The organism is Aurantiacibacter aquimixticola (assembly GCF_003605475.1).
GTDB lineage: Bacteria > Pseudomonadota > Alphaproteobacteria > Sphingomonadales > Sphingomonadaceae > Alteraurantiacibacter > Alteraurantiacibacter aquimixticola_B.
Window position 1 is genome coordinate 15961 of record NZ_RAHX01000002.1, and the last position, 25875, is coordinate 41835.

Here is a 25875-nt window from a genome sequence, read left to right on the forward strand (position 1 = left end):
TTCAGATTTTTCAAGGAATTCTTGAACGAACAAAAGCGGTGACGATCACGCACGGCACCGCGCCCAACAGTAGCCAGGATACCATGTCGCGCACGCCATCACCGGTCAGGCCGAGCAGCAACCCCGCCAGCGTCATCACCGCGATCAGAAGCGGGCTGGCAAAAACGCGCACGGCGGAGCGGCGTTGCGAGAGGCGTGGGCGGGCCCGTCTCGTAGGGGCGATAGCGGCTGTCACGCTGGTTTTCCTGCGACCGATCGCCCAACAGAACGGTCATCCGAAGCGCCCGCCGTGATCGCATCCACGCGGCGTTCGACATAACCGGGGCGGCGGCGCAGCCACAGCATGATGCCGGTCCACAGCACCCAGATCGTAGCCAGCGTCAACAAGGCCCAGATAATCTTGAGCGGCAAGCCGCCATAATCCCCGAAATGCAACGGCTTCGACATCATCAGCGCCTGGTTGAGCGGCGGCATGTCGCGCGCGGTGGTCAGCTCTGCCGTCTGCGCATCGATCAGCGCAGGTGTCAGTAAATGCTGCGTCAGCGGCGTGTCGCCCTGGAAAAAGATCGCATAGTGATGAGGCGAACTCCAGTCGCCACCGGGAAACCCGATGAATTGCGGTGAGCGCCCCGGCAGCGCTATGTGTGCAGCCGCCATCGCCGCATCGAGCGAGCCATAATCTGCCGGATCCAATGGTGCATCGTCCGCATATTCCGCCGTCATCGCCGCCAGTTCGCCATCGCGCCAGCTATCCGTCAGCGGGTCGGCGAAGGCGTTGATTGCGCCGGTCAGGCCGATCACCAAGGCCCACGCCAGCACAACCATGCCAAGGAAATTATGCTGGTCGAGCCGGGCAACGCGCTTGTTGGCGGACCCACGCAGCGTGCCGAACCGCAGCCGCCGCATGAACGGCGCATAGAGCACCGTGCCCGATATGAGCGCCACCACGAAACTCAGCCCCATCACGCCGAGAAACAGCATGCCTGGTAAGCCCAGCAGCAAATCTGTGTGCAAATCCAGAATGAATTGCATGACTCCGCCCGTGGGCGCTGGACCCAGCGGCGCACCCGTGGCGCGGTCGAAATACAGCAAAGTCATCTCGCCAACATCGGCATCCGGCGCAGGGCCGGTTGTAACAGTCAAGAGCGAGCTATCCTGGCTGAACGCCATGAACAAGGGAACATCACCCGGCTGTTGCCGCAGCGCCCGCGCCAACATGGCATCGAGCGGGAGCCCTGTTTCAGCCGACGTTTCAGCGGACAACGATGCGCTATAGCCCTGCTCCGCAAAAGCATCGATCTCATCATGAAAAATCAGCGGCAGGCCCGTGCTGCACAGCATCAACAAGAACAGCGTGGGCACGAGGCTGCTCCATTTATGAACGAGGTACCAGCTACGGATCGTATTGCGAGTCACGGGCGCCTGATAATGCGACTTGTTTGCAATAGCAATGTCGGCTGGATGGTCGGTCGGCTTATTTTGAGTTATTGTTCTTGGTCGCTCCCGATCGACATGTCTTGTTATGGGCCGATAACAGACCGGCAGCTATCGGGCAGCCAACCGAAGATAGCTGCCATTCCCCGCGGCGAGGCAGCTTTGACGGCTATCAATCAGGATCACGCCCTTTCAGTGCAACGCTGGTATGTCGACTTATAACATTATCGGCCAATCTGCTGGCACGCTAGGCATCAACAAGCAGTCGACGACCATTGTCATGGCGACTGGCACCGACAAATCGAAGCATTATTGGCGGTCCTGACAGCCCAAGGGCGGCGGCTGAAGCGGTCGTTCAGCGCGACTAGTGATTGTAGGTGGAAGGCCAGCGCGAACAGCGGTAGATCGCCGGCAAGGCGCGCATCGAGATCGCCTCTGCCCCTCATTAAGCATTTTTCGGCTTCTCAGATCGTTCGGCAAGTTAATATGTATTTCTCCGCGCTTAGAAACTATGTCGAATCCGTGGGGAGATCTCGAATTTATGCGCAAACCGCTGCAACGGCCCGCATTGCGGACACACCAGTTCGGCAACGCCGGTGCTTCTCCGCAAGCCACGGCTCGCAGCCGTCACCCACGTGTACAGATCGGCGGTCGTCGTGAGCGCTAGTTATCCAACGAGAATCATCCTGGCCTTTCGAAGCGGCGGCGTCTGTGCCTTTCCGAAGTGCGACAAACATCTCACCTACGACGCGCAGGTGGGAGACGACACATACGTGGGCGAGGCGGCGCACATCCGTGGTGAAAAGCCAGCCGCTGCCCGCTATGATGCGTCGATGACGGATGACGAGCGCGATAACGTCCGGAACCTGATCTATCTTTGCACTGATCACCACACGGTCATCGACAAGGTCGAAGCCGATTGGCCCACCGCAACCCTTCAGCAACTCAAGGCAAGCCACGAAAAGCAAGTCCGCGACGCCATGGAAGAGGCGTTTGCGGACGTCGCCTTTCCCGAACTGCAGAATGCAGTCTCTTGGGTTGCGAACCAAGCGCCGGCTGCCAATGGCTCTTTCGAACTTATCGAGCCTGATGAGAAGATCAAAAAGAACGTGCTCTCGAATGGGTCCCGTCACATTATCGCTGCCGGCCTGACTTCGCGAACGACCGTTAGCGATTATGTCGAGGCCGAAGCGCAGCTCGACCCTGAATTTCCAGAGCGTCTGAAAGCCGGCTTCCTGGAGGAGTATTACGCTCGCCGGAAAGAGGGTCATAAGGGCGATGAGCTTTTCGAGCTGATGTGCGCTTTTGCTCAACGCGGTTTGCGCCGGCAGGCGGACAAGACCGCAGGCATTGCCGTTCTGATCTATCTTTTCGAGATCTGCGACGTGTTTGAGAAATGATTCTTCCGACCAAACATATTTCGCAGGACGAGGCGCTGATCGGCGTCGGCGCCTCGCTTCTTGCGCATCTCAGTATGCCCATGACCGTTCCGGTCTTTGGGAACGATTGCGCACGGAACCGAACGTTGGGACCTTCGAGCGGTTTGTGCTGGCGTCGAACCTCCTCTATCTGATCGGCGCCATCGAGATCCGGGACGGCCTTGTCGTCAGAACCACCTCATGATCAAAGCTGTTCGCGCCAACCGGAAAGGCTTCCACACCGCTCTCCTGCAGTCGGGGGTCAATCTTATCCTGGCAGACCGATCCACCTCGGCTGGTGATAAGGACACAACGACCGCCTTGGGCAAATCGACCCTCATCGAGATCATCGATTTCTGCCTAGGCAGCAATACTTCTCCTGGGAAAGGGCTTCGCATCGACGCTTTGCAGGGTTGGGCATTCACGCTGGAGCTCTCCCTGTCCGGCTGTGATGTCACTGTGACGCGAGCGACCGATACACCCGGATTTTTCACAATCGAAGGAGCTACCGACGATTGGCCTGTCCGGCCGACGCCGAACAAGGAAGGCGTTCCGGGTCTCGACGCCAAGAAATGGCGAGCCGTTCTCGCATGGGCGTTATTTGGTCTCAGCGACCTGTCGGCGGAATCAGGATACAAGCCCTCGGCGCGGTCGCTGCTTTCCTATTTCGTGCGTGACCAAACAGCCGCCTATAACACCCCTTTCAAGCACTTCGACAACCAGAAGACGTGGAATATTCAGGTCCACAATGCTTTCCTTCTCGGCTTGAATTGGGAGAAAGCCGCGACCTGGCAGCAGCTCAAAGATCAAAAGAACGCGCTCGCTGCTCTCAAGCAGGCGATCAAAACAGGAGCCGTCGATGGCGAGCTAGCGTCACTCGGTGAACTCGAAGCCGAACGCTTGCGCCTCACAACTCAACTTGAGCATGAACGCGAGGCTTTGTCGAATTTTCGGGTTCTCCCCCAGTATCGTGAAATCGAGAATCAGGCGAACTTCCTGACCAGCGAGATCCACGGCTTGGTCAACGCCAATGTCGTCGATAAACGCCGGCTTGATCGCTACCGCGACTCGTTAGTGAGCGAAGACGCTCCGACGGAAGATCGGCTGGAAGCCCTATACGGCGAGGCGGGTATCGCCCTGCCTGGCGCCGTCAAGAAGACACTGGAGGATGCGCGGGCATTCAATGCCCAGATTATCGCAAATCGCCGTCAGTTCATCGCTGGCGAGGTTGCCGCGCTCGAAGCTGCCGTCAGTGAGCGCGAGTCTGCCGTCGCAATCCTAACGGATCGCCGGGCCGACTACCTCAGCGCGCTTGCAGGTCAAGGCGCACTGGAAGAATTGACTCAATTGCAGGAGCTGCATTCGGCCACCAGGCTGAAGATCGACGAACTGACCAATAGGATCACCCAGCTTCGCCAGATGACCACGAAGGCCGACACGATTAAAGTCGAGACTGTCGAGCTAAAGCGCGCGACAACGATCGACTATGAAGAGCGGCGTGCGCTGTGGTCACAGGCACTCAGTCTCTTTTCGGAATTCTCGGAGAATCTCTATAAATCGCCCGGTCGCCTGGTCATCGATATTGATGACACCGGCTACAAATTCGATGTCGAGATCGCGGGCAGCCCGAGCGAGGGCATCAGCAAAATGAAAATCTTTTGCTACGATCTCATGCTGATCTCGTTCGCGCGCCAGCGTGGTCTCGGAATCGACTTCCTGATCCACGATAGCACGATTTTCGACGGGGTTGACCCGCGGCAGCGCGCGCATGCACTGGAACTTGCCGCCGCAATGGCGGAAAAACATGGATTCCAGTACATCTGCACCCTCAACTCAGACATGGTGCCTGCGGGTGACTTCACTTCAGGCTTTGAATACGAGAGCCTCGTCCGCCTCCGGCTCACCGACACTGATCCGAGCGGAAGCCTCCTCGGGTTCCGTTATTAAGCGCAGGATAGATGACGCACTATCATGCCCAACGAGCATCCCAGGCACGAAGCCAATCATCAAAACCGTCCGCTTCCGGGCAATAGCCAAGCGAACCGCAATGGCCGAGATTGGGGCGCAAAGCTGACGCTGTCGAAACGACGAAAGACACTTTCAGTCGTGAAACCATATCTCGCAGATATTGCATATTTGAACCTCTTCTCCTAAACGTGCAACGAAACAGGTTCAGGAAAGCGATCCATGGTCGATCCGCATTCAATTGTATCGCAAATTGGCGATCTCGCGCAATCGGGCGAGCGGATGATTGAGCGGCTGCGGCGCAAGGCGTTTTTGCCGGAAAGCCGTAAGGGGCTCAATGTACGGTTTGGGATTGCCGAGGCGGCGCAATTGCTCGGCTGCTCAACCAATCGCATCCGAATGGCCGAGGAAGACGGGCGCCTTCCACCTCCCCCGCCCAGCGAAAACGGCCGCCGCCCAGGCTACACCGTCGAGGAACTGCTCAACATGCGCGAGGTGATGGGCGCTTCCCCTGCCCGCGCGCCAATGGATGTGCCGGCGATAATCGCGGTGCAGAATTTCAAGGGTGGCGTCGGCAAAAGCACCGTAACTACCCACCTAGCTCATTATTTCGCTGTGCAGGGGTATCGCGTGCTGGTGGTCGATTGCGACAGCCAGGCGACGACGACCACGCTGTTCGGTTTCAACCCGCATTTCAACATCACGCGCGAGGAAACGCTCTACCCCTATCTCTCGATTGATCCGACGCAAGCGGACCTGCTCTATGCAGTGAAACAGACGCCCTGGCCCAATGTCGACCTGATTCCTTCCAACCTCGAACTGTTCGATGTGGAATACGAACTAGCGGCGGCGGGGGCGGACGGGCAGAGCGTGCTGGCTGCGCGGTTTCGCAAGCTGAAACAAGGGCTTATGGATTTGGCGCGCGGTTATGACGTGGTCATTCTCGATCCGCCCCCGGCGCTGGGCACAATCAGCCTGGCGGTGATGCAGGCGGCTAACGCACTGCTGGTGCCGCTCGCCGCGACGACTCCGGATTTTTGCTCTACCGTGCAATTCCTCTCGATGATGGACCAGGTCCTCGACCAGCTGCTCGAAGCCGGGATCGAGGTCGATTACAGCTTCGTGCGGTTGCTGTGTTCCAAGTTCGATACCAACGATCCCAGCCATGACATGGTGCGCGCGATCATGGAGCAGAGCTTCGGCCCTGCCCTGCTGCCGGTCCCGATCCTCGAAAGCGCAGAAATCAGCCATGCGGCTCTGCGCATGATGACGGTGTACGAGCTGGAAAAACCGATCGGCACCCCGCGCACGCACAAGCGCTGCAAGGCCAATCTGGACGAAGCGCTAGGCCAGGTCGAGCAACTCGTGCGCAGTGGCTGGGGCCGAGTTGAGAAGGTGGACGAGGAGTTGCTGGTCAATGGCTGACGCTGCACTTTCCTACATCGCGATCATCTGTTTAACGCCGCCGATCTTTCGGGAACGCGGCAGAAAAGCTGGCTAACATGGCGAAGAAGCAGAAAGATTATCTGGCAGACCTGCTGGCAGATGACGAGCAGAATACAGACAAGGTAGAAAGGGGAGCGGCCTCCCCTGCCCCGGCCTCTCGCCCGAATCGCCCCTTCGCACCGTCACCCAAGGCCAAGATACAGCTTGCCGGCTCGCAAGACGCCAAGCAGCGCGAACGGGCGCGCGGGACGACACTGCTCAGCCGCGAGAGCGCCCTTGCCCGTGTGGCGACGGGCGAGGTGCGGCAAGTCACACAATTGGTGCTCGATCCCGCGCGGGTGCGGGTGTGGCCCGGCAATGCCCGTTCCTACGAGCATCTCACCGAAGCAAACTGCCGGGAGCTGATCGATTCGATCATAGCCGAGGGTGGGCAGAAGGTCCCCGCGATCGTTCGCCGGGTGGAGGGCGACGCCGACCACGATTACGAGGTGATTGCTGGCACGCGGCGGCACTGGTCGATCAGCTGGCTGCGCGCCAATTCCTATCCGGATATCAAATTCGTCGCGCAGGTGGCGGACCTTGACAATGAAGCCGCCTTCCGCCTCGCCGACCTCGAAAACCGCGCGCGCAAAGATGTGTCCGACCTCGAACGTGCGCGCAATTATGCCGATGCGCTAAAAGCGCATTATGGCAATCACCTCACCCGTATGGCGGAGCGGCTGAAGCTGTCTAAAGGCTGGCTGTCCAAGATGCTGAAGGTGGCGAGCATTCCCGACAGCGTGATCGCGGCCTTCGCTTCGCCCGCCGAGGTACAGCTCAAGCCCTCCTATCCGCTGGCACAGGCCATGGTCGAGAAGGACCGCGCTGCTGCCATCCGGAAAGCAGCAGGGCGGATCGCTAAGGAACAGGCTGCACGGCAGGCGGAGGGTCAGACCCCCCTACCCTCCGCCGACGTCATCGCGCGGCTGCTCGCTGCAGGTCAGGACGACACGAAGCCTGAGAAGCTTACAATGGAAGGCGCGCATGGGCGCCCTGCCCTCACTGTGCAATCGAGTAACCGCCAAGGCGTGACCTTTCGCCTGCATTCTGGCCATGGACTGTCGGAGGCCGATCTGCTCGAAACGGTGCGCGAAGCACTCTGCACGTTGAACAGCGAGGGCCGCGGGCTCCAACGGTGAGCGCCCTGCCCTGCCCCCTGGACGAAAGTTTCCCCGAGGAAACGATGTCCGTTGTTTCCCCGGGGAAACACCGTGCGGCGAACGCGGCATGACCCGCGCCCGGCACGCGACAGTCGACAACCAGTTCGACCTGTTCCTGCCTTACCTGGCAGACCTGCCTCTGCGCGACCAACGCGAGATGATGGAGCGGCCTTTCTTCAGCTTGGCCAAGTCCAAGCGGGTCAGGCCGATCGATTACACCAGCCCCGACGGCAAGCTGTGGGTCCACGTCAGCGCCAGCCCCGATTATGGCATGGCGACGATCTGGGATGCCGACATTCTGATCTATTGCGCCAGCCAGCTCGCCGACATGGCACGACGAGGACATAACGACGTGCCGCGCAAGCTGCATATCATGCCCTACGACCTGCTTCGCTCGATCGGCCGCCCGACGACTGGGCGTGCCTATGAATTGCTTGCGCAATCGCTGGATCGCCTGGTCTCGACCACGATCAAGACCAATATTCGTGCGGAAAACCGTCGCGAGGCAACGTTCAGCTGGCTCGATGGCTGGACCCAGCTTGTGGACGAGAAAACTGAGCGCAGCCGCGGCATGACCTTGGAGCTATCGAACTGGTTCTGGGAAGGCGTGATGATGCAGGGCGGGGTACTCAGCATCGATCGCGCCTATTTCGACATCACGGGCGGCCGCGAACGATGGCTCTACCGCGTGGCGCGCAAGCATGCGGGCGGGGCAGGGGAGGGGGGCTTTGCTATCTCCATGCCAGTGCTTTTCGAAAAATCGGGTGCAGAGGGGCAATATCGGCGCTTCAAGTTCGAAATGCTCAAGCTTGCCGAGAAGAATGCATTGCCCGGCTATGCGCTGGCAGTGGAAACCTCGGCCCGCGACGGTGAGCCCAAGCTCCGGATGACACGTGTCGATGGTAAGGACGGTGCGGAGAGCGGGCTGGAGGGCAGGGCGGTCCCAGTAGCTTCACCTCCTCAAGGATCCGAGGCGAAGACTGTTTCCCTGGGGAAACAAGCCGCAGGCCAGCATCGCGACGCGAAACAGGCGCGCGAAACCAGTGTACATGCCGAGTCTAAAACGGAAACCAAGGCAGTGGAGGAAGCGGAAACAGTCGACGTCTCTGCACTGGTCCGCTCGACCGTAGCCGGGCTATCCGACAAGACCACCCGCGGCTTTATGACAGAAGATACCATCGCACACCTGCGCGAGAAATGCCCTGGCTGGGATCTCTATGCCCTCCACGCCGATTTCGAGCGCTGGGTCGATGCCGACAGCGCGCGCTTACCCGCAAACTGGCAAAAAGCCTTTATCGGGTGGGTCAAACGCCATCACGAAAAGCATAAACACGAGCTGCGCGGGTAGAATCATAAGGTAATTGCAAGGTTCGATCCTTTAACCTAGATTTCACTCATCAGCAGGAGTTTTCGATGGCCAAGATTAAGCGCTCAGATGGCAAGTCCCTCCAGACGGTCAATGTCGTGCTGCGCTCTGCCCCAAATGGTAAGATTGAAAGCGTCGAGCCTAGCGGCGCCGATAGGGATGCTCGCATCCGCTTCCTGCGAAATGCCAGTCTCAATTCCGTATCAAAGAAATCCTCTCTTACGCAGGCCAAGGCACAAGCCGCCGTGCGTAAATATTTCAACGACCACGCCGAGCTCGCCACAGGCAGTTAGTCGGCCTAGTGTCCGCTGGTTCGACAAACTCGCAGGACGTATTCGTCAATTGCCGTTTCGATCCCGACTGGAATTCCCGATTCGAAGCGCTGGTATTCGCGGTCATCGCGTGCGGCTTTCGCGTCCGCTGCGCCCGCGAGGTCGATAACGCGGCCGAAACGCGCATCGACAAGCTCTATCGCATCATCGCCGAAAGCCGGTACGGAGTGCATGACTTGTCCTGCGTCCAACTCGACCGAGACAGCAACCTGCCACGATTCAACATGCCGCTGGAACTCGGCTTCTTCCTCGCCGCGCGAAAATATGGCGGGGAAAGACAGAAAGAGAAGCGCTGCCTGATCTTCGATGCCGAACTTTACCGCTATCAGCAGTTCATCTCCGACCTGAATGGCATGGATATCACCGCCCACCAAGACGACCCGACCCACATGGTCGTGGCTGTGCGCAACTTCCTACAAACAGAATCCCGCCGCAAGACTATCCCCACCGGTCAGAACATCGAGCTTAGTTATGCGGCATTTGTCACTGCTCGACACGACCTGCTTGCCAGCGCGGAGCTAGCTCAAGACAACCTGTTGTTCGCCGATTTCGAAAAACTCGTTATCGCCTGGGTGCGAGAAGACGACCGCCTTGGCTCGCACGCTTGAGTAGATCCGTTCCTAAAGTGTCGCGTGGCATCGCTCGACCATGTCCTAAAAAGTTAGCCATGCGGCGAATTGAACGAGTTCGAAAGTCGAACAGCGAGAACTGATTCAAAAATCCCATCCAATTCCGGCGTCAGAAAGGCACTCGACACTCCGGGAACAACTAGCGACACGACGGGAACGGATCGTCGCCACTTTAGGAACATTGGAAGCGACATTTTAGGAACATGCCATTGACACATCAGGAACCGAAGAAACCGACATTGCTCGCTTTATCAAAGGGTTATTGAAGATCGAATGGTGCGTAACCATTCTAAAGAATCCTGTAACCCCTCTAACCTCAAGAAATTCGAAATCGAATTTTGAATGACGATGAGGGGAGCAATGACGCGTTCCTGTCGATCCAAGAGTGGATTCTTTCCCGTGACCTGAGACAATGCACATGCGCTTTCGGTTGCGACCATAGTTTGTTAAGCAGTCCCTGCCCGTCGGTCCGTCCCGGCGGGTGAGGCGTCAGAACCTCCAATCGTCACCGCCGGTCAGCAGACATGCTGGCCGGGTGGCCGTCGCGCATGTCCAGGGCACCGCCTAAAGGCGGCGGCGCCTTGTGGTGACGCAGGGTTCTGAACACCCGGCTTCGGCCCGCCTCCAATCGACGATGGAGGCTTAAATGGTCCGCAGTCTTTTCCTTATTTTCCTGCTCGGTCTTGGGGCGCCAGCGCTGGCGCAGTCGCAGCCACCGTCATCGACTGAGATGCAGGTCCAAGACTTCATGGCGGCGATCCCGCAGCTTGATGAGGTTCAATACGAGCAGAACACCAACAGATTTGGTGTCAGCGAACCGGTGCACCGCGAGCACATGACCTATCACCACCACCGCGAAAACGTGGTGGCGCACAGGTTCATCCGCGATCGGAATGCGCGCGAGGGGCGAGGGCAGGCGCTCGGCGAAACGGCGCTGACAGGCTTCACGGAAGAATGCGTGGCAAAGGGCGGCTATCTCGAGCCGATGAACCAGCGTCCATTCGAGGCGACCCTCCAGCACCTTTTCGACGACGCGTATCAATCGCTTTGGTACAAGCGACTCAATCCCACCGACCCCATTTTCGATCTCGTTATCTGCTCGGCGTCGCCCGACCGCTCGCTGGGCGTGCTGACCGTCACACACGATCATCTGACCGACCAGACCGCGATCGTCCTGTTCGCGCCTTCGGCCGTCGTCACGCAGGGCGACCTCGATCGTGACGTGGCGGCGCGCGAAGCCGAGTGGCAGCGCAGAAGGGCACAGGAGGAACGCGAAGCGGCCCGCCTGCCCGAATGGCGAAATAATCTCGCCAGCGGCTCCGAGACCGCCTGCGGGCCGGTCCTGCGCACCAATGGCGACCTGGTCGAGGTCGTCGATCCCCAAACGCGCCAACCGCGCTGGTACCGGCGCGGCGAGCTGCTGCCCGCGGTTCGCCTCGATGGGCAATCCAATACCTGCCGCTGAACCCACCGAATGAGGATGACCGCATGAAGAACAATCGAAGGAAAGCCCGCAATCGCGCCGCGCCAAAGCAGACGATGAGCGCGCAGATCGAGAAACCCAACATCTGGTCGGACTGGTTTCCGGGGCTGTGGATCGGCCCGCTGTCCTGGATCCAGATGGCCGCGCTGCTGATGCGCGACACCAAGCCCGAGGCGATCGTGGACCGGCTTGCGCCGATGCTCGATAGCATCCGCGAGGCTATTGAAGCCAAGTGCCGCGAATGGGCGAAGGATGCGCCCGATGAGCCTGAGTTCCTGATTACCTATGACGATTACCGGGAGCACTTTCTGGACGAGCTGTACGAGCAGTTTGGCGGGTTTCTGACAACGCTCAAAAGCAATACCGATCTCGAATGGCTGCGCGACCATCTGAGCGATTCCGGGCCGAGCGCGGAGAGCTTCGTCTCGTTTCTCCTGAACGGCATCGCCACCGCCCAGGTCGAGGAGCAGCTGGACCCGGAGCGCGTCGCGCCGGATGCGCGCTGGCTGGCCGAGATCTTCTTCTACGAACCCGCGCATACCACGGGCGAAGAAGTGGTCCTGCGGGAGTTCTACAGCAAGTTCCGCAAGACGTTCGAACGGGCGGCACCGCTGTCCGAGCGTCCATGGGAGCAGCGTTCGGGAGACATGCCGCTCGCGAGCGAGGACGATCCCTACATCGAGCGCCAGGCGGCAATCGAAGCGCGGCAGGCAAGGCGCGCGGCGCGCGAACATGTTCCCGTGCCCAATGAGGTCGACCTGCCACAGGATGCCTGGTGCCGTGCCATGCACACCAATACATGGGCGAGGGCGATCGAACTCACCAGTTTTCCCAGGTTCGGATGGCAGCGGCAGCTCGCCTTCATGCTGCGCGATGTCTCGCTCGACGAGGTCGTGCTGCGGACCGAGCGCGCGCTGCTCGAGATGGCCGATCTCACCGACCGCAATGCGATCGAGGATGCCGACGCGCGCGGGAAAGGACCAGGGGAAGTCCGGTTCGGTCTTTAGTTCAAATGGTGGCGCGAGCATTTCCGGCACTGGACCGATCCGCTGCGCACCGAGCTGGCGCAGCTGTGCAAGGCCGAGGATGCTGATCTCGTGGCACACTGGCTGCCCCGCTTCGATGGAGCGGTGTTCGCCAACTTTCTGATCCAGTCCGCGCATGCCCGCGTGATCGATGCCCGACTCGGCATCGGTTCGCGCGACGAGCGTTTGCTGGCCTCGCAGCTGTTCAATGTGGAATCCGAAACCTCGCTCTCCGCCAATGGATTGTATGCCATGACACTTCGGTTCTGGGAGCGGTTCTGCGAGTGCCACGGCATCGACGATCATGGCGGCCACATAATCCTAGACTTCGGGGTGGATGGCGGCTTCGTGCTGTCATCCGATCAGCCGGGCTCCGAGACGCGCCTGTGAGCGCATTTGGCGGCGTGAATAGAGTAGGGTAGCCTGCATGGGCAGAACGGCCTCCAGCCCGCCTTAAAAGAGGACTGACGCATGATTGAAGACGATGACCGCTCCCGGTTCGACAGTGATACTCTTCCGATACCGGGAGTTTCCGCGCGACTGCGATTTTTCATGCGCCTCCATCCGGTCGCCCTAGCGGTCCTCGGCGGATTTTTTGCGGGCGGCGGCGGAGCACTCCTGATCGTGCTGGCATCAAACCTCTGGTCCGCCGGAAACGCGGCCATCTTTATCGTCTGCGCCGCCATCGCGTTTGCCACGCTTCTGACCGGCCTCATGCCACTGTTCGTGACCCAAGAAAGAACGGCGACCGGCGAAGATATCGCGACCGCGCTGACGGCTGCAACCGGGCAAGAGCGGTCCCATCTTCTCGCCGCGATCGAGAACCGGCTTACATCCAAGCTGTGGTTGAAACCGATGACGACATTCGAACTCGCTGTGGTGTTCGAGAATGTGCGCGGACAGCATGGCGATCAGGCCCGGCACCGACAACACTTTGAACAGCGCGGCAAAATCGAACAGCAGCGTTTCATCGGCGCACTGGAGAGCATCATCGGTGCTCCGGAAGAAAAAGGACAGGGGGCTCTCTGACGCAACCCGTTGCAATCGATCGAGCGTCGTTTTCGAATGTTCCGCCTGCGGCGGAACTGGCGCGGATGAAGGCCCGGATCATTGGCGGAAAGCACGGATCTGACCGTTCGCAATCCATCAGCATTCAGTCCCTTTTTTCTATAGCACACCCTATACGGTAAAACCGTGGTCATTTCAGCTCGTTTTCCATTTCATTTCAGTAGTTTAATGAACATTAACAGGCCCGAAATATATTTCAGCTCTCGCGGGTTTTTGGATTTTCCTAAAATAACCGCGCGTTACCAATGGGTTGGAGCCGCAATATATTTCGACTTGGATTTCTGTTTCCAACCTGTTTCAGCTCGGCTATCATCGCCTTGCGATAGGAAAACCATGCGAAATTTTAGGAATTTCGTATGGGTAAGAATATTCACGGAATTGGTGTCGGTCTCAGCGCGCCGGCGTTGTCAGAACTCGACGCTTTTGCAAAAGAAAAAGGGGTGTCGCGCAGCGAAGCCGCGCGTATCGCCATCGCGATCGGATTGCCGATGCTTAAGCTAGGCATTTCCATCAACCCGCAGCGTGCCCTGACTATCCTCGAGCACACACAACTTGCCCTCTCCCTGATCGTCGAGCGAGAATGGCCCGAGGACTCGGACGAATTGATCCGGGTGCCCATGCGGAACGTGCGAGAACATCATGCATGACGGGTACTAATGTCGGCCCGTTCCTGTGATCTTATCGGGCCTGGCGGGGGCACCATAACCGGTGCCAAAATCACCAGGGCAGCACGGTGTCCGATCGGAGCATTTCCTCGGCCAGATCGCGGCCGTCGGGAAGCCTGCAGCTCGCCAAGACACGCTCGAAGCTCGTTCCCTTTCTGGTGCATTCGCGAGAGGCGCGAACGCAACACTGACATGACCGCTTTTCAATCGTCCCTTCTCGCCCCCGAGAAGATCGACGAGCGCGTCCCTGGCGGCTTCGGTGGACGCGGCGGGGCAGGGGTGCTCGGGCCGGCAGGTACTGTCCATCTCGCGCGCCGCGATGCCCGTCAGGCGGATCCTGGGGCCCTCATAGCACCAGATAGGACCATCGCCGTCCCAGACGGCCACGGGCGTACAGACGAAGATCGATGCAGGGTCTTCCCGGGCTTCGCCCGCCGCGTCGTGGCAGCCGCTCAAACCGAGCAACGAAAACGCGGCGATGGCGCGGATGCTCATGGTCGTTCCTTGGCCTCCGACCGACGGAATGTCAGGCGCTTTTCCGTGCCCACGGATCGGTCGTCCGGTTGACCGCCATCGCGCCATCGAACGGTACGCAAAGCGCGCGCGCCTGTTCGGGTTCTTCGGTCGTCCAGACCGGCCAGTCCTCGCGTTTCAGCACCACCGGCATGCGGTCGTGGACACCCGCGACGCGGACGCAGGCATCGGTCATCACCATGCTGTAGGCATCGCCCCATTCGGGTGTAGATCGCCATATTCCCGCGACTACGAATACCGGCTCGTCCGGTATCGTGAATCAGGTCCGCGTCTTGCGGCCTTTTAGCACTTCCGCCTCGGCGAAGGCGGTCATCGGAATGAGGCAACGCCACTCCTCGAAACTGTAGCGCCATATATAGCTGTCAACTTGCCGGAAACCTCCTCGTCATCATAGCAGCCGTATCTAACATGAATTGGAGGCTGCCGACTTTCGATCTCAATTAAGGGTATTGCAGAGGCCGAACGACTGTCTTGCAAGCAGACGTTTCAACTGTGACTAAAAACTGCAGCTAGCGCATCGCCGATTTGTGTGCATCGACAAAGTGCAACACCCGGACCGGGCTTGCCCGGACGCAGATCGATCATTGTAACGTGACATTTGTCGTTGATCGATTATCTGTCTTCAACAACAACGCGCTTGGCAGTCGCGCTGCAATACCAGGAAAAACAGGTCCTATAATGCGCAACCATTCCTTATTTGTGTCCCTGATCGCATTGGCGGTCGGCATGACAGTTTCACCCGGCTCGGCCAAATCCCAGGAAACAGTCGCCGAACAGCCGGCATCGCCGTGCGGTATACCGGAATGGAATGTGGGTTCCCCCGATTTCGAGGCGGACTTGGCCGTGGTGTTCGGCAGGCTGCCCAACGGCATGCGCTATGCGATCCGCCGCAACACGACACCGCCCGGCGAGGCGGTCATCCGCTTCAACGTCCAGGTCGGCGGCCGGGACGAAACCGATGCAGAGCACGGGGCTGCGCATTTTGTTGAACATATGGCTTTCAACGGATCGACGAACATTCCCGAAGGCGAATTGCTGCCCATGCTCGAACGGCTCGGCCTTGCGTTCGGCGCGGATACGAATGCTGAGACATCGCTGGACTACACCACCTACAAACTCGGTCTGCCCAATACCGATGAGGAAACGGTCAATACCGCGTTCATGGTCATGCGCGAGATGGCGGGCAACCTGACGTTCGATCCAGCGGCGGTCGAGCGGGAGCGCGGCGTCATCCTTCGTGAAGCGCAGGACCGCAACGATGCCAACCGGCGCCGGGCGGCAGATTATCTGCGAACAGCACTGCCCGGAACGCCGCTAGGCGAGCGGATCACCGCCGATGCCGAACGCATCCGCGAAATTTCGGCGCGGGATCTAAGAGGGTTTTACCAAGCCTATTATCGGCCAGATCGCGCGACACTCGTTGTGGTCGGCGATATTGATCCGGTAGTGATCGAGGCGAAGATCGAAGAGCTCTTCGCCGATTGGCAGGGTGAAGGCGAGCCACGAGCGCTCTACGCCGCTGCTGACATCAATCCGAGCGCGCCGGCATTCTCCAATTTCGTCGATCCGGCTACACCGGAAATCGTCGAGATCCAGACGATCGAGGAATGGAGTCCGAGCGATAACACGGTTGCTAGCGCGCGGGATGAAGTGCTCCGCGCCATCGCCGGGGCGGTAATCGCCAACCGAATCAACGAACTCTCCCGCAGTGCGGACTCACCGACCCTTGGCGGGCAAGTGACCGAGCAGCCTCTGTTTCGCACCGCCATCGCATATGGCCTCCTGATCGTGGCGAAGGACGGGCAGTGGCAACCGACCCTGGAACTGGCGGAACGCGAATTGCGACGCGCCGCTCGATACGGCTTCGCCCAGAGCGAAGTTGACGAGATCAAGGCCGGTGTCGAAACCGCGCTGCGCAACGCCGCCGCGCAGGCCGATGGACGCGACAGCGTCAGCCTCGCAGACGCCTTGATCACCGCCAGCCTTACCGACGCGGTCGTCACAACGCCCGAGGTCGATCTCGCCTTCTATCAGCAGATCGCACCCACCATCACGGCGGAAACGACGAGCGAGGCTTTTGCCAAGGCTTTCGAGGATGGGCCGGATATCGTTCACCTGTCCACCAAAATACCGGTCGAAGGGGGAACGCAAGCCATCGCCGCCGTCCTTGCGGCGAGCGCCCAAGTCGCGGTCACACCTCCCGAAGAAGCCGAGACGGTCGCATTCGCCTATACCGATTGGGGCGAGCCGGGCACGATCGTCGCGGATGAGAGGATCGAGGATCTCGGCATACGCACGATCCGGTTCGCGAACGGGCTGCAATTGAACCTCAAACGGACCGGGTTCGAACCGGGCAAGATCAACTTTACCATGCGTGTCGGGTCCGGATCCTCCGCCTTCCCATCGGACGTGCCGGGTCTTGCGCTGATGCTGCCCATCTTCGCAACCATCGATGGCTTCGAGGCGCATGGACCGGACGAGTTGCGCCGTGCGCTCGCGGGCCGGCAAATCGAGCTGACATTGTCCGCGAACAATGCGGGGCTCGTATCGGAAGGCGCGACGACGCCGGACGACCTGCTTCTGCAAATGCAGCTTCTGGCGGCACGTTTGACAGCGACGGGCTATCGCGAGGAGACGCGAGGGCAACTGGTCGGGGTGGTGCCGCTCCTGGTCGAGAACCTGCGCGCTGCGCCGATCCAAGTTTGGAGTAATGCGTTCAACGCCGTGCTTAGCGGCGGGGACGCGCGCCTCGGCGTTGCCGATCCGGTCTCGCTCGGCAACCTGTCGCTCGACGATCTGCGGCAAGCGATCGAACCGCAACTGGCACAAGGAAGCGTGGCGCTGGGGCTCGTCGGCGATTTCGACGAGGACGCGGCCATCGAGGCGGTAGCGGCGACCCTTGGGACCCTGCCGGCGCGGCCCTCACGGGTCGAGGTCGGCAAACCGCCCCGTGCTGTGGCTTTCACAGGCGAGGCCGGTCCGATCGTCCTCACACATGCCGGGCAGGACGACCAAGGGGTTCTTTCGCTCAGCTGGCCTAGCGATGACGGGCAGGATCTGCCCGACGATCTGGCGCGCGACGTGCTTGCCAGTGTCTTCAATCTGCGCATGACCGAGATTCTGCGCGAGGAACTGAGCGCTGCCTACTCGCCTCAGGCGTTCAGCTTCTCGACCACGACCTATGACGGGTTCGGCCATATCACGGCGTTGGTCACCACGCCGGCTGAGGATATGGACAGGATCGCCGAGATCATCGAGGAGATCGCCGGAGGCCTTACGAGCGAGCCGGTGTCGGCCGACCTTCTGGAACGGGCGCGCAGCCCGATCCGCGAAGGGTTTGAACGGGCGGAGAACATTAACAGTGCCTGGACCGGTTTGGTTGCCATGGCGCAAAGTGACCCAGAAGAGCTTGATCGGCGGAGGCAGCGCTTGGACGCGCTGAACGCTCTTACTCCCCAGACACTCCAGCGCGTAGCCGCGCAATATCTCAGGGCTGGGCAGGCACGGCAGATACGGGTCGTTCCCGAATAGATGGGAATGGCGCATGGAAATCAAATCAGAGCGCAGCCGCCGGCCGATCGACTACACATCTTAAACTTGATCGCGAGAAAGTAATGGACTCGAGGCCATTGGTGTGGTGACAAGCTGCGCGCGTTTCCATGCGACGTCCATACCGACTGCCGCGAGCAGCTGATCGACGCGATCGCACTGCGGTCGGGCGGGCGGTTGACAGCGCTGGAGCGGCAGAATGCGGGCTTGTGAGCGATGGCCTAAGGCTGTGCCAAGACCCGTAGCGGCCATGGTTCTAGGTTTCTGACGGCTCCAACTGGGCCTTGTGTAACTGTCCGGCCGCCATCACCAGTATGCGCTCGGCCGCCTCGATGGTTTCCTTACGGTGGGCGATGATGATACGGGTAATTCCCATCGCCGATATGGCTTCATTGACCGCGCGCTCGTGATCGCTATCGAGATGTGCCGTGCCTTCATCCATCACGAGTATTCTGGGCTGGCGATAGAGAGCTCGGGCAAGCAGCACACGCTGTTTTTGTCCGCCCGACAGTGTCGATCCCATGTCGCCGACGAGGGTTTCATACTGCATCGGCATTTGTCCGATATCGCTGTGGATCGACGCGGCACTCGCTGCTCCTACTACACGTTCCATATCGACGCTTTCATCGAACAGGGCGATATTGTCGGCAAGAGTCCCTGCAAACAGGCTGTCTTCCTGCAGTACTGCCGCAATCTGGCTGTGGAAGCTTTTGTATCCGAACCGATTGAGAGGAAGGCCATCTACCAGTACCTCGCCGCTTTCAGGTTCGACAAGACCGAGGAGAAGCTTCACGAGCGTGGACTTGCCGCCTCCCGATGGTCCCGTAATGGCTACGAACTCGCCTTGTTCGACGGTCAGGTTCACACCTTCAAGAACAAGTGGGTCGCTTGGGGCATAGCGATAGAACACATCGCGCAGTTCAATACGCCCTTTCAGTTCGGTTTCCCGATCCAGGCTGTCGCCAAAACTCCGGTCTTCTTCGGAAAGAGCAATGTCGGAGAGTCGTTCGAGGTGCAGACCAAGCATCTTGAAGGCTATTGCTGTGTCAACAAGGGCCGCCGATTTCCCGATGAACTGGCCTTTGTAGGCCATATAGGCGAACACCATACCCACACTGAATCCGCTGCCCTCGATGACAAAACTGATGGCGAGGTAGATCGTGAGAATATTCTCCAGCCCAAAAATGAGGCCGTTGGCGGTTCCCTGCCAGATCCCGATACGCGCAAGACGGACGTCAGAATTGACAGCATCAGTGAGCTTGGTCTGCCATAATGCATGGCGCAGCGTTTCGCGACCGAACAGCCGCAACGTCGTCATGCCGCGCAGCGTCTCAATGAGCGTGGATTGTTCCTTGCCTCCCATGATGATCGATGCTTCCTGCGCCTCGCGCTCGAAAGAGAACGATACGGCGCGCACAATGCCGTAAAGAACGAAGGCCACTATCGCGATCGCGGCAAGGAGCGGGCTATACCAGAACATCAGAGCCAGCGTCAGCACCGCCATCAGTCCATCGACGATTGCCGACACCGCGCCTTGGGTCAGCATTTCCTGTATGGGACCGACCGATTGGAAACGCGAAAGAATGTCGCCCGTATGGCGCTTCTCGAACCAATCGACAGGGAGCCGGAACAGACGGCGAGCTACGTTTGAGGCGAGGGTAAAGCCGAGCGTGGTCCCGGCAACCAGCAATACGAACGAGCGCAGCAACGCCGCTCCCGCATTGACCAGTGTGAACAACCCAAAACCGATCGCTAGGACGGCCAGCAGATCCAGATCCAAGGCCGGCAGGGCGTTATCGATGGCGACCTGCATATAGTAGGGAGACGCCAGCACATAAGCTTGCAGAACAAGAGTGAGCACGAGGATCTGCGCGATCGCACGCTTAAGTCCGGTCATGCGCCGCCAGAGCTGCGAAAGTTTCAACCGCTCACGATGCTTGCCGCCCTCGAAATCGTCGCTTGGTCGCAACTCCAGTGCAACGCCCGTGAAATGCTTGGACACTTCATCCATCGGCATATTGGTCGAACGGCCATCGGGATTGTGAATGAGTGCCTTGTCGCTTCGGACATGCTCAAGCACCACGTAGTGGTTCATATCCCAATGCAGGATGCAGGGCGTATGGAGGTTCTTCAGCTCCTCAAGCGGCAGTTTGACCGCGCGTGGAGTCAGACCAATTTTGTCAGCAAGGCCGATAAGCGAGCGCAGGGGTGCCCCACGCAAGGATGGAGCGAAGCGGCGACGCAGTGTGCCGAGGTCAATGTCGAGGCCGTGATAATTGGCGACCATTGCGAGGGAAGCGAGGCCGCATTCGGCGATCTCGGTCTGGCGCACCAAGCGCACCCGCGAACGGGTAAAGAACCCCAGATCAAGCATGATATCTCCCTATCGCCGTCTTACGGCATAGAGAGGTTCGAACAGCCATTCGAGCAGCGATTGCTTTTCCGTGACGATCCGTGCCGAGAGCGTCATGCCCGAAACGAGAGGCTCGCTTCGACCAAAAGCAGTAACCGCAGCGGAATCCAGTTTCACGCGAACAGGATAGACCGATACGATTTCGCCATTCGCACCCTGCTGGCTGAGCGCGCTTTCGGCTACGGTAAGAACTTCGCCCTTAATCGTGCCGAACCGTTGATACGGGAACGCGTCAATCGCGAGGCTCACTTCCTGTCCCTCTTCTACGAAGCCAATGGCCGAGCTGGGCACGGCCAGTTCGGCTTGCAATTCTGCACCTGTGGGAATGATCGTCATGAGCGGAGTTTGTGAATTGGCAGGTTGCCCGACGCGAGCAGTTAAAGCCGTCACTGTGCCGGCGATTGGTGCACGAATCGCATAGGAGCGGGAGCCTTCCGCGCTCGCTGCTTGTTGTCCTACCTGAGCGCGTGCAGCGGCGAGATCTGCGGATTGCGCCCGGGCCTGCGCCGCTATCAATGCCGATGAGCGCACCGATTCAATCAAGGTCGCGCCTTTCGCCGAAAGGCTCTGGTTGAGTTGAGACAATCCTTGCTGACGGGCGAGCAATGTTTCTTCGCGAACTTGTAGGTCACGTTGACTGATGAAACCCCGTTCGGCGACTTCCTGTGCGCGTCTGAGGTCGGCTTGAGCAGTCTCGATCAAGTCTTGCTGAATTTTGATTTGGGACTGGATTTGACTAATTTCCGAGCGCAAACCTGCTTGTTGCGCGGTAAGCTGGCTTTGTTGTGCCGAAGCGGCTGCACTGGCCGCATCCATCTGTGAGGCAAGGCTTGCATCCTGACGGGCTATTGCCTGTTCGATTTGCTCTGCAGAAGAAAGGTCCTGTCCACTATCTTCTTCCGTACGGATCTGCGCCAAAAGATCGCCCGCTTTTACGCGCTGCCCTTCCATAACAGCCAGTTCGACTACGGTGCCTGGCCGTGTGGGTAGGAGAGCGGAAACCCCTTTGTCTGGGGTGACCGTGCCAGATGCGGTTTCAACGCGGGAATAGTTGGCCAATGATAAAAAAATCACTGCACAAACCAAACCGGAAAGCAGCAACATTCCAATTGTTTGCCACGAAACTGGAATCGCAACCGCGCTCGCGCCTTCTAAGTTGCTTTGGTGAATACCCTTGTTCACCTGACTCCTGAACATCAGCTACCTTTCCATTCCGGGTTTCAAACTGGGCTATTGAGAAGCCCTCAACCAAGGGCTCTTTGTCTGGTCTGATTTGATGCGCAGCACCGTTGGATTGTTTGACTGAGGACTACGATATAGCCTTGCTAATGGATAAAATGGAATCCATTCTTCGCTAGCCGAATCATTCGGCCACCTAAATTGGAGTTTTTTGAAATGGCTATCCAAGAGCTTTCTAATTTTGAGATCGCGTATGTTGCAGGTGGCAACGGTCAAAATTCGTCGGGCAGCAATTCAAGCTCCGGCGGAAGCAACCCGTTCGCGGTAGCCGCAGTTGGTATGGCCGCTGCCTCGACAGCCGCTCGAGCACTGGCGCTGGTTCCGACGCCAGCTACACCCGCTCTCGCCGCTTTCTCGGTTGTTACCGGTGCGCTGGCGATCGGATTCGGAGCGGCGGCCACGTCTACTTCAGGTTCTTCCTCTAGCGGATCAGGTAAGAAATAGGATCGTCAGAAGTGAATAGTCGTAAACGAAAACTGCTTTCGATCACCTTGGCAGCCATATTGACGATATGCGTTATTGCGGCCGCGTCGATCATGGTGCCGGTAATGTTGAAAGCCGTCTTTTCGAGTACTTCAAGCCTTCTTGTTATCGGTTTAGGATTTCTCGCACTCTGGTTAATGCTAGATGCGGTCCAGATCGTCCTTCTCCGTAAAAAGTCCTAATTGAGGTTACGGTGCGAAGGGGCTTCGCTGCTTGCGGCGAAGCCCTTTCATTTTACGCGGATCAGTCACTCGTAATGACGTGACGCACAGCCTTCCTTCACGAGCAATTCAAGTCTGGCCTGAAGTGCACTGCTACCCAACGTCGGACCACACGGGTCTGGAGTTTCTCACATTGGTGAGGTGCGGTGAGCTTATCTGACCGAGTGAGTTTGCAAGTGTCACCGGGGAGTATTCCCGATCGTGCTATGCGGTCTCTCTTCGTTGTGATGTCTACGCCACGCCTTCAGCAGCTTCGCCTTCGCCCGTCGCTTCGGGGTCTCGTTGCGGAGCTGAAGGCCCAACTCCCTAAAAAGTCGCTAAACCATCTTCAGGCTCACGACCCAGCCATCGCGACGAAGCATATAACATACCCACCTGTAGCCATAAGATATTCGATAAACTCTGTAGCTCAATCGTCGCTTCGTGCAGATTTGTTCGACGCAAGTACAAATATGATGTCAAAACCGAACGGTTTTGACACCTAATCCACAGCCACGCTTTTCCGCGCCATTGCGAGTGTCACAACCCCGTGTCAAAGAGATCGGGTGCAAATCGGCTACGCCAGAGTGTCCCGAGGGGACTCCCAGGACCTGGACCCGCAGCTCCGCGCGCTAACCGACGCGGGCTGTTCGATTATCTACCAAGAAGAGGCATCGGGCGCGAAATCCGACCGCCCCGAGCTGGCGCTGGCGATCGAGGCGTTGAAGCCCGGCGACGTTCTGACCGTGTGGAAGCTGGACCGCCTGTCCCGTTCGCTCCGCGACCTCCTGTTCACGCTGGAGGCGATCACGGAAGCCGAGGCCGGGTTCCGGTCGCTGACCGAGGCGGTCGATACCACCACGCCAGCGGGACGGTTGATGACGCAGACCCTTGGCGCGTTCGCCGAGTTCGAGCGCGCCATGATCCGCGAGCGGACCATGAACGGCCTGGCGCACGCCCGTAAGGCAGGCAAACATATCGGCCGCAAGCGCGCCCTCTCCCCCCAGCAGCGCGCCGAGATCATCGAGAAGGCCGAGAACGGGCAAGGCTCCCCCGCCCAGCTCGCCTCGCTGTTCCGCGTGTCGCGATCGACCGTGCAGCGTGTGTTGCGCGAGCATCGGGCGAAGATGGCGAGCTGATGGTGGACACCCTCACCGCCGTAGCGCGATCGGAGCGCATGAGCCGGGTTCGCGCCAAGGACACGAAGCCCGAAATGATCGTGCGGCGCTTGGTTCATGGCATGGGCTATCGCTATCGCCTGCACGATCGCAGGCTTCCCGGCAGCCCCGACCTTGTGTTCCGGGGTCGTCGAAAAGTCATTTTCGTGCATGGTTGCTTCTGGCACCGGCATCCGGACCCATCATGCAAGCTGGCGCGGATGCCCAAGTCGCGCCAGGACTTCTGGGTACCAAAACTGGAGGGCAATCGCGAGCGCGACGAGCGCAACCGCGTAGCGCTCGATCGCGAGGGATGGCGACAAATGGTTGTCTGGGAATGCGAATGCCGCCATGAAGAACAATTGAGGAACAAATTGCGAGATTTCTTGGAGGACGACAATGCCGGACATGCGCGCCATTGAGCTATTCGCCGGTGCGGGCGGCCTAGGCATGGGCATCAGCAAGGCGGGATTCCATCCGGCGCGTATCGTCGAGTGGGACCGGTGGTGCTGCGACACGATACGCGAGAACCGCCGCGCCAAGGCGGGCGGTATCGGCCGCTGGCCCGACCCGATCGAGGGCGACATTCGCCAGATCGATTTCCGGGGGCACGAGGGCAAGATCGACCTGGTGAGCGGCGGCCCCCCCTGTCAGCCCTTCTCGCTAGGTGGCAAGCATCGCGCACACGCCGACACGCGCGACATGTGGCCAGAGGCGGTCCGCGTCGTGCGGGAGACCCGTCCCAAGGCGTTCGTGTTCGAGAACGTGAAGGGGCTGACCCGCGCGAGCTTCGCGACTTATCTCGCCCATATCGTCCACCAGCTCACCTATCCGGAGCTGACGCCCCAGCCCGGCGAGGCTTGGATCGATCACATGGAGCGCCTTGAGCGCCATCATACCGCCAGGGGCGGCCGAGACGGACTTCGCTACAATGTCGTGCACCGAGTGCTGAACGCCGCCAACCACGGCGTTCCCCAGCGCCGCGAGCGCGTGGTGTTCGTTGGCTTCCGGGCCGACCTGGGCATCGAGTGGAGTTTTCCCGACGAGACGCATTCGATCGAAGCGCTGCTATGGGAGCAGGTGCGATCGGGCGAGTATTGGGAGCGCCACCGGGTCGCTTCGCGCGACCGCGTGCTCGACCCTCGCCACGTGGCGCGCGCCAAGAAGATGACCGAACGACCCGAGACCGCGGCTTGGCGCACGGTTCGGGACGCGATCGGCGACTTGCCCGATCCTGAGACCGCGCCCAAGCAGGCGGCGCTATGCCTCAATCACCGGTTCCAGGCGGGCGCGCGCAGCTATATCGGCCATACGGGCAGCCCGATGGACGAACCCGCCAAGACCTTGAAGGCGGGCGTCCACGGCGTTCCGGGCGGCGAGAACATGTTGCGCCGCGCCGATGGCAGCGTGCGCTATTTCAGCGTGCGCGAGAGCGCCCGCCTCCAGACCTTTCCCGACGACTATCGCTTTCATGGATCGTGGACGGAATCGATGCGCCAGCTCGGCAACGCCGTTCCCGTCCAGCTCGCCGAGGTCATCGCGCGCAATGTCTCGCACGAGCTAAGGGCGGTGGCTGGATGACGAAGGAAACAGCCACCGGTCCGGAAGTGCCGGGATATCGGGAGTTCGAGTTCGACCTACCCGGCGCGTTGCTCGACCATCTCGTTCGCGCCCTCGACGAGATGGAGTCGGCTCCGCTCGATCCAGAGGGACTGGCGATCGTTCCGGAGGCGCAAGGCGTCTATCAACTCTTCCTGGACGACGCGCTGGTCTATATCGGCAAGACCGACGCCGAGGCGGGCCTTTTCCGCAGACTCGTTCGCCACTCGACCAAGACCCAGCATCGCGCGAACCTCAATCCGGCGCGCGTCCGCTTCAAGGCGATCCGCATCTTCGTGTTCACCGCGATGGACTTGGAGACGCAGCTCATTAAGCATTACACCGCCGGGGCTGGAACCCGATGGAATGGCAGTGGCTTCGGGGCGAACGATCCAGGCCGCAATCGCGACAACTCGAAGCCCGGCACGTTCGACCAAGATTTTCCGATCAATATCGACCACGATATCGGAACCGACCTCGCTGACACCAAGACCGCGGCGGAGGTGGTTTCCGAGCTAAAAACCGCCCTGCCCTACACGTTCCGCTTCGACACCGGACCGGGCCGGTCGCGCAAGCCGCATCCGGACCTCGCCAACACCATGGTCACGATCTCGCCCGATCGAACGACTGCGCGCGGCGTCATCGAGGAGCTGGTGCCCCAGCTTCCGCCA

23 protein-coding genes and 1 pseudogene are annotated in these 25875 nt (G+C 59.6%); 17 read left to right on the forward strand and 7 right to left on the reverse strand.

Going from position 1 to position 25875, the window contains the following annotated elements; genetic code table 11:
* Positions 1–10: 10 nt before the first annotated feature.
* Together D6201_RS13000 and D6201_RS12700 are read right to left on the reverse strand one after the other, a co-directional pair.
* Positions 11–172, reverse strand: a complete 162-nt coding sequence (locus D6201_RS13000; RefSeq protein ID WP_165853572.1) for a hypothetical protein — start codon at positions 170–172, stop codon at positions 11–13.
* Between the two features lie 59 nt (positions 173–231).
* Positions 232–1416, reverse strand: a complete 1185-nt coding sequence (locus D6201_RS12700) for a PepSY-associated TM helix domain-containing protein (RefSeq protein WP_120049428.1) — start codon at positions 1414–1416, stop codon at positions 232–234.
* A gap of 674 nt (positions 1417–2090) precedes the next feature.
* Here D6201_RS12700 and D6201_RS12705 point away from each other — a divergent pair.
* The 12 genes from D6201_RS12705 (at position 2091) to D6201_RS12765 (ending at position 14012) form a co-directional block, all read left to right on the forward strand.
* Positions 2091–2834, forward strand: coding sequence for an HNH endonuclease signature motif containing protein (locus tag D6201_RS12705; RefSeq protein ID WP_120049448.1), 744 nt, complete (start codon positions 2091–2093; stop codon positions 2832–2834).
* 219 nt (positions 2835–3053) lie between these two features.
* Positions 3054–4799, forward strand: coding sequence for a DUF2326 domain-containing protein (locus tag D6201_RS12715; RefSeq protein ID WP_120049429.1), 1746 nt, complete (start codon positions 3054–3056; stop codon positions 4797–4799).
* A gap of 240 nt (positions 4800–5039) precedes the next feature.
* Positions 5040–6242, forward strand: coding sequence for an AAA family ATPase (locus D6201_RS12720; protein WP_120049430.1), 1203 nt, complete (start codon positions 5040–5042; stop codon positions 6240–6242).
* 77 nt (positions 6243–6319) lie between these two features.
* Complete coding sequence (locus D6201_RS12725) at positions 6320–7441, forward strand: ParB/RepB/Spo0J family partition protein (RefSeq protein WP_120049431.1); 1122 nt, start codon at positions 6320–6322, stop codon at positions 7439–7441.
* An 88-nt stretch (positions 7442–7529) separates the two neighbouring features.
* Positions 7530–8810 carry a replication initiator protein A gene (locus D6201_RS12730; protein WP_120049432.1) on the forward strand — a complete coding sequence of 427 codons (1281 nt, stop codon included), beginning with the start codon at positions 7530–7532 and terminating at the stop codon, positions 8808–8810.
* A 65-nt stretch (positions 8811–8875) separates the two neighbouring features.
* A complete protein-coding gene (locus D6201_RS12735) occupies positions 8876–9121 on the forward strand; it encodes a hypothetical protein (RefSeq protein ID WP_120049433.1) in 246 nt (81 codons plus the stop codon).
* 8 nt (positions 9122–9129) lie between these two features.
* Positions 9130–9768 (forward strand): hypothetical protein, encoded by a 639-nt coding sequence (locus D6201_RS12740; protein ID WP_120049434.1) that lies wholly within the window; start codon positions 9130–9132, stop codon positions 9766–9768.
* 667 nt (positions 9769–10435) lie between these two features.
* Positions 10436–11254 carry a hypothetical protein gene (locus D6201_RS12745; RefSeq protein WP_133304024.1) on the forward strand — a complete coding sequence of 273 codons (819 nt, stop codon included), beginning with the start codon at positions 10436–10438 and terminating at the stop codon, positions 11252–11254.
* Positions 11255–11277: 23 nt separating this feature from the next.
* Entirely contained in the window at positions 11278–12279 is a 1002-nt protein-coding gene (locus D6201_RS12750; protein ID WP_120049436.1) for a hypothetical protein, read from the forward strand.
* Between the two features lie 90 nt (positions 12280–12369).
* Positions 12370–12687: a hypothetical protein gene (locus D6201_RS12755; RefSeq protein WP_120049437.1), complete on the forward strand. Its 318-nt coding sequence runs from the start codon at positions 12370–12372 to the stop codon at positions 12685–12687.
* A gap of 81 nt (positions 12688–12768) precedes the next feature.
* Positions 12769–13326 (forward strand): hypothetical protein, encoded by a 558-nt coding sequence (locus tag D6201_RS12760; protein ID WP_133304025.1) that lies wholly within the window; start codon positions 12769–12771, stop codon positions 13324–13326.
* 395 nt (positions 13327–13721) lie between these two features.
* The gene (locus tag D6201_RS12765; RefSeq protein ID WP_120049439.1) at positions 13722–14012 is read left to right on the forward strand and encodes a hypothetical protein; all 291 of its coding nucleotides are present in this window, start codon (positions 13722–13724) and stop codon (positions 14010–14012) included.
* Between the two features lie 6 nt (positions 14013–14018).
* Here D6201_RS12765 and D6201_RS12860 read toward each other — a convergent pair whose 3' ends face one another.
* Positions 14019–14525 (reverse strand): hypothetical protein, encoded by a 507-nt coding sequence (locus D6201_RS12860; RefSeq protein WP_133304026.1) that lies wholly within the window; start codon positions 14523–14525, stop codon positions 14019–14021.
* Positions 14526–14556: 31 nt separating this feature from the next.
* Entirely contained in the window at positions 14557–14817 is a 261-nt protein-coding gene (locus D6201_RS12770; protein ID WP_120049440.1) for an SOS response-associated peptidase family protein, read from the reverse strand.
* A 473-nt stretch (positions 14818–15290) separates the two neighbouring features.
* Here D6201_RS12770 and D6201_RS12775 point away from each other — a divergent pair, with 473 nt between their 5' ends.
* Positions 15291–18095, forward strand: coding sequence for a M16 family metallopeptidase (locus D6201_RS12775; protein ID WP_165853574.1), 2805 nt, complete (start codon positions 15291–15293; stop codon positions 18093–18095).
* A 274-nt stretch (positions 18096–18369) separates the two neighbouring features.
* Here D6201_RS12775 and D6201_RS12780 read toward each other — a convergent pair whose 3' ends face one another.
* From D6201_RS12780 to D6201_RS13130, 3 genes and pseudogenes are all read right to left on the reverse strand, one after another.
* Positions 18370–20487 (reverse strand): peptidase domain-containing ABC transporter, encoded by a 2118-nt coding sequence (locus tag D6201_RS12780; protein WP_120049442.1) that lies wholly within the window; start codon positions 20485–20487, stop codon positions 18370–18372.
* A gap of 9 nt (positions 20488–20496) precedes the next feature.
* Positions 20497–21708 (reverse strand): HlyD family secretion protein, encoded by a 1212-nt coding sequence (locus D6201_RS12785; RefSeq protein WP_242447596.1) that lies wholly within the window; start codon positions 21706–21708, stop codon positions 20497–20499.
* Between the two features lie 940 nt (positions 21709–22648).
* Positions 22649–22864, reverse strand: a pseudogene (locus tag D6201_RS13130) (IS3 family transposase); the annotation flags it as partial.
* Between the two features lie 150 nt (positions 22865–23014).
* Here D6201_RS13130 and D6201_RS12795 point away from each other — a divergent pair.
* The 4 genes from D6201_RS12795 to D6201_RS12810 all read left to right on the forward strand — a co-directional run.
* Complete coding sequence (locus tag D6201_RS12795; RefSeq protein WP_120049445.1) at positions 23015–23587, forward strand: recombinase family protein; 573 nt, start codon at positions 23015–23017, stop codon at positions 23585–23587.
* On the forward strand, positions 23587–24027 hold the full coding sequence (locus D6201_RS12800) for a very short patch repair endonuclease (RefSeq protein WP_120049446.1): 441 nt from the start codon (positions 23587–23589) through the stop codon (positions 24025–24027). Before D6201_RS12795 ends, D6201_RS12800 begins: the two co-directional genes overlap by 1 nt.
* Positions 24005–25186, forward strand: coding sequence for a DNA cytosine methyltransferase (locus D6201_RS12805; protein ID WP_242447597.1), 1182 nt, complete (start codon positions 24005–24007; stop codon positions 25184–25186). The genes D6201_RS12800 and D6201_RS12805 overlap by 23 nt, the downstream gene beginning before the upstream one ends.
* Positions 25183–25875: GIY-YIG nuclease family protein (locus D6201_RS12810; protein WP_133304027.1), on the forward strand; the 693-nt coding region annotated here is incomplete at its 3' end. The genes D6201_RS12805 and D6201_RS12810, both read left to right, overlap by 4 nt.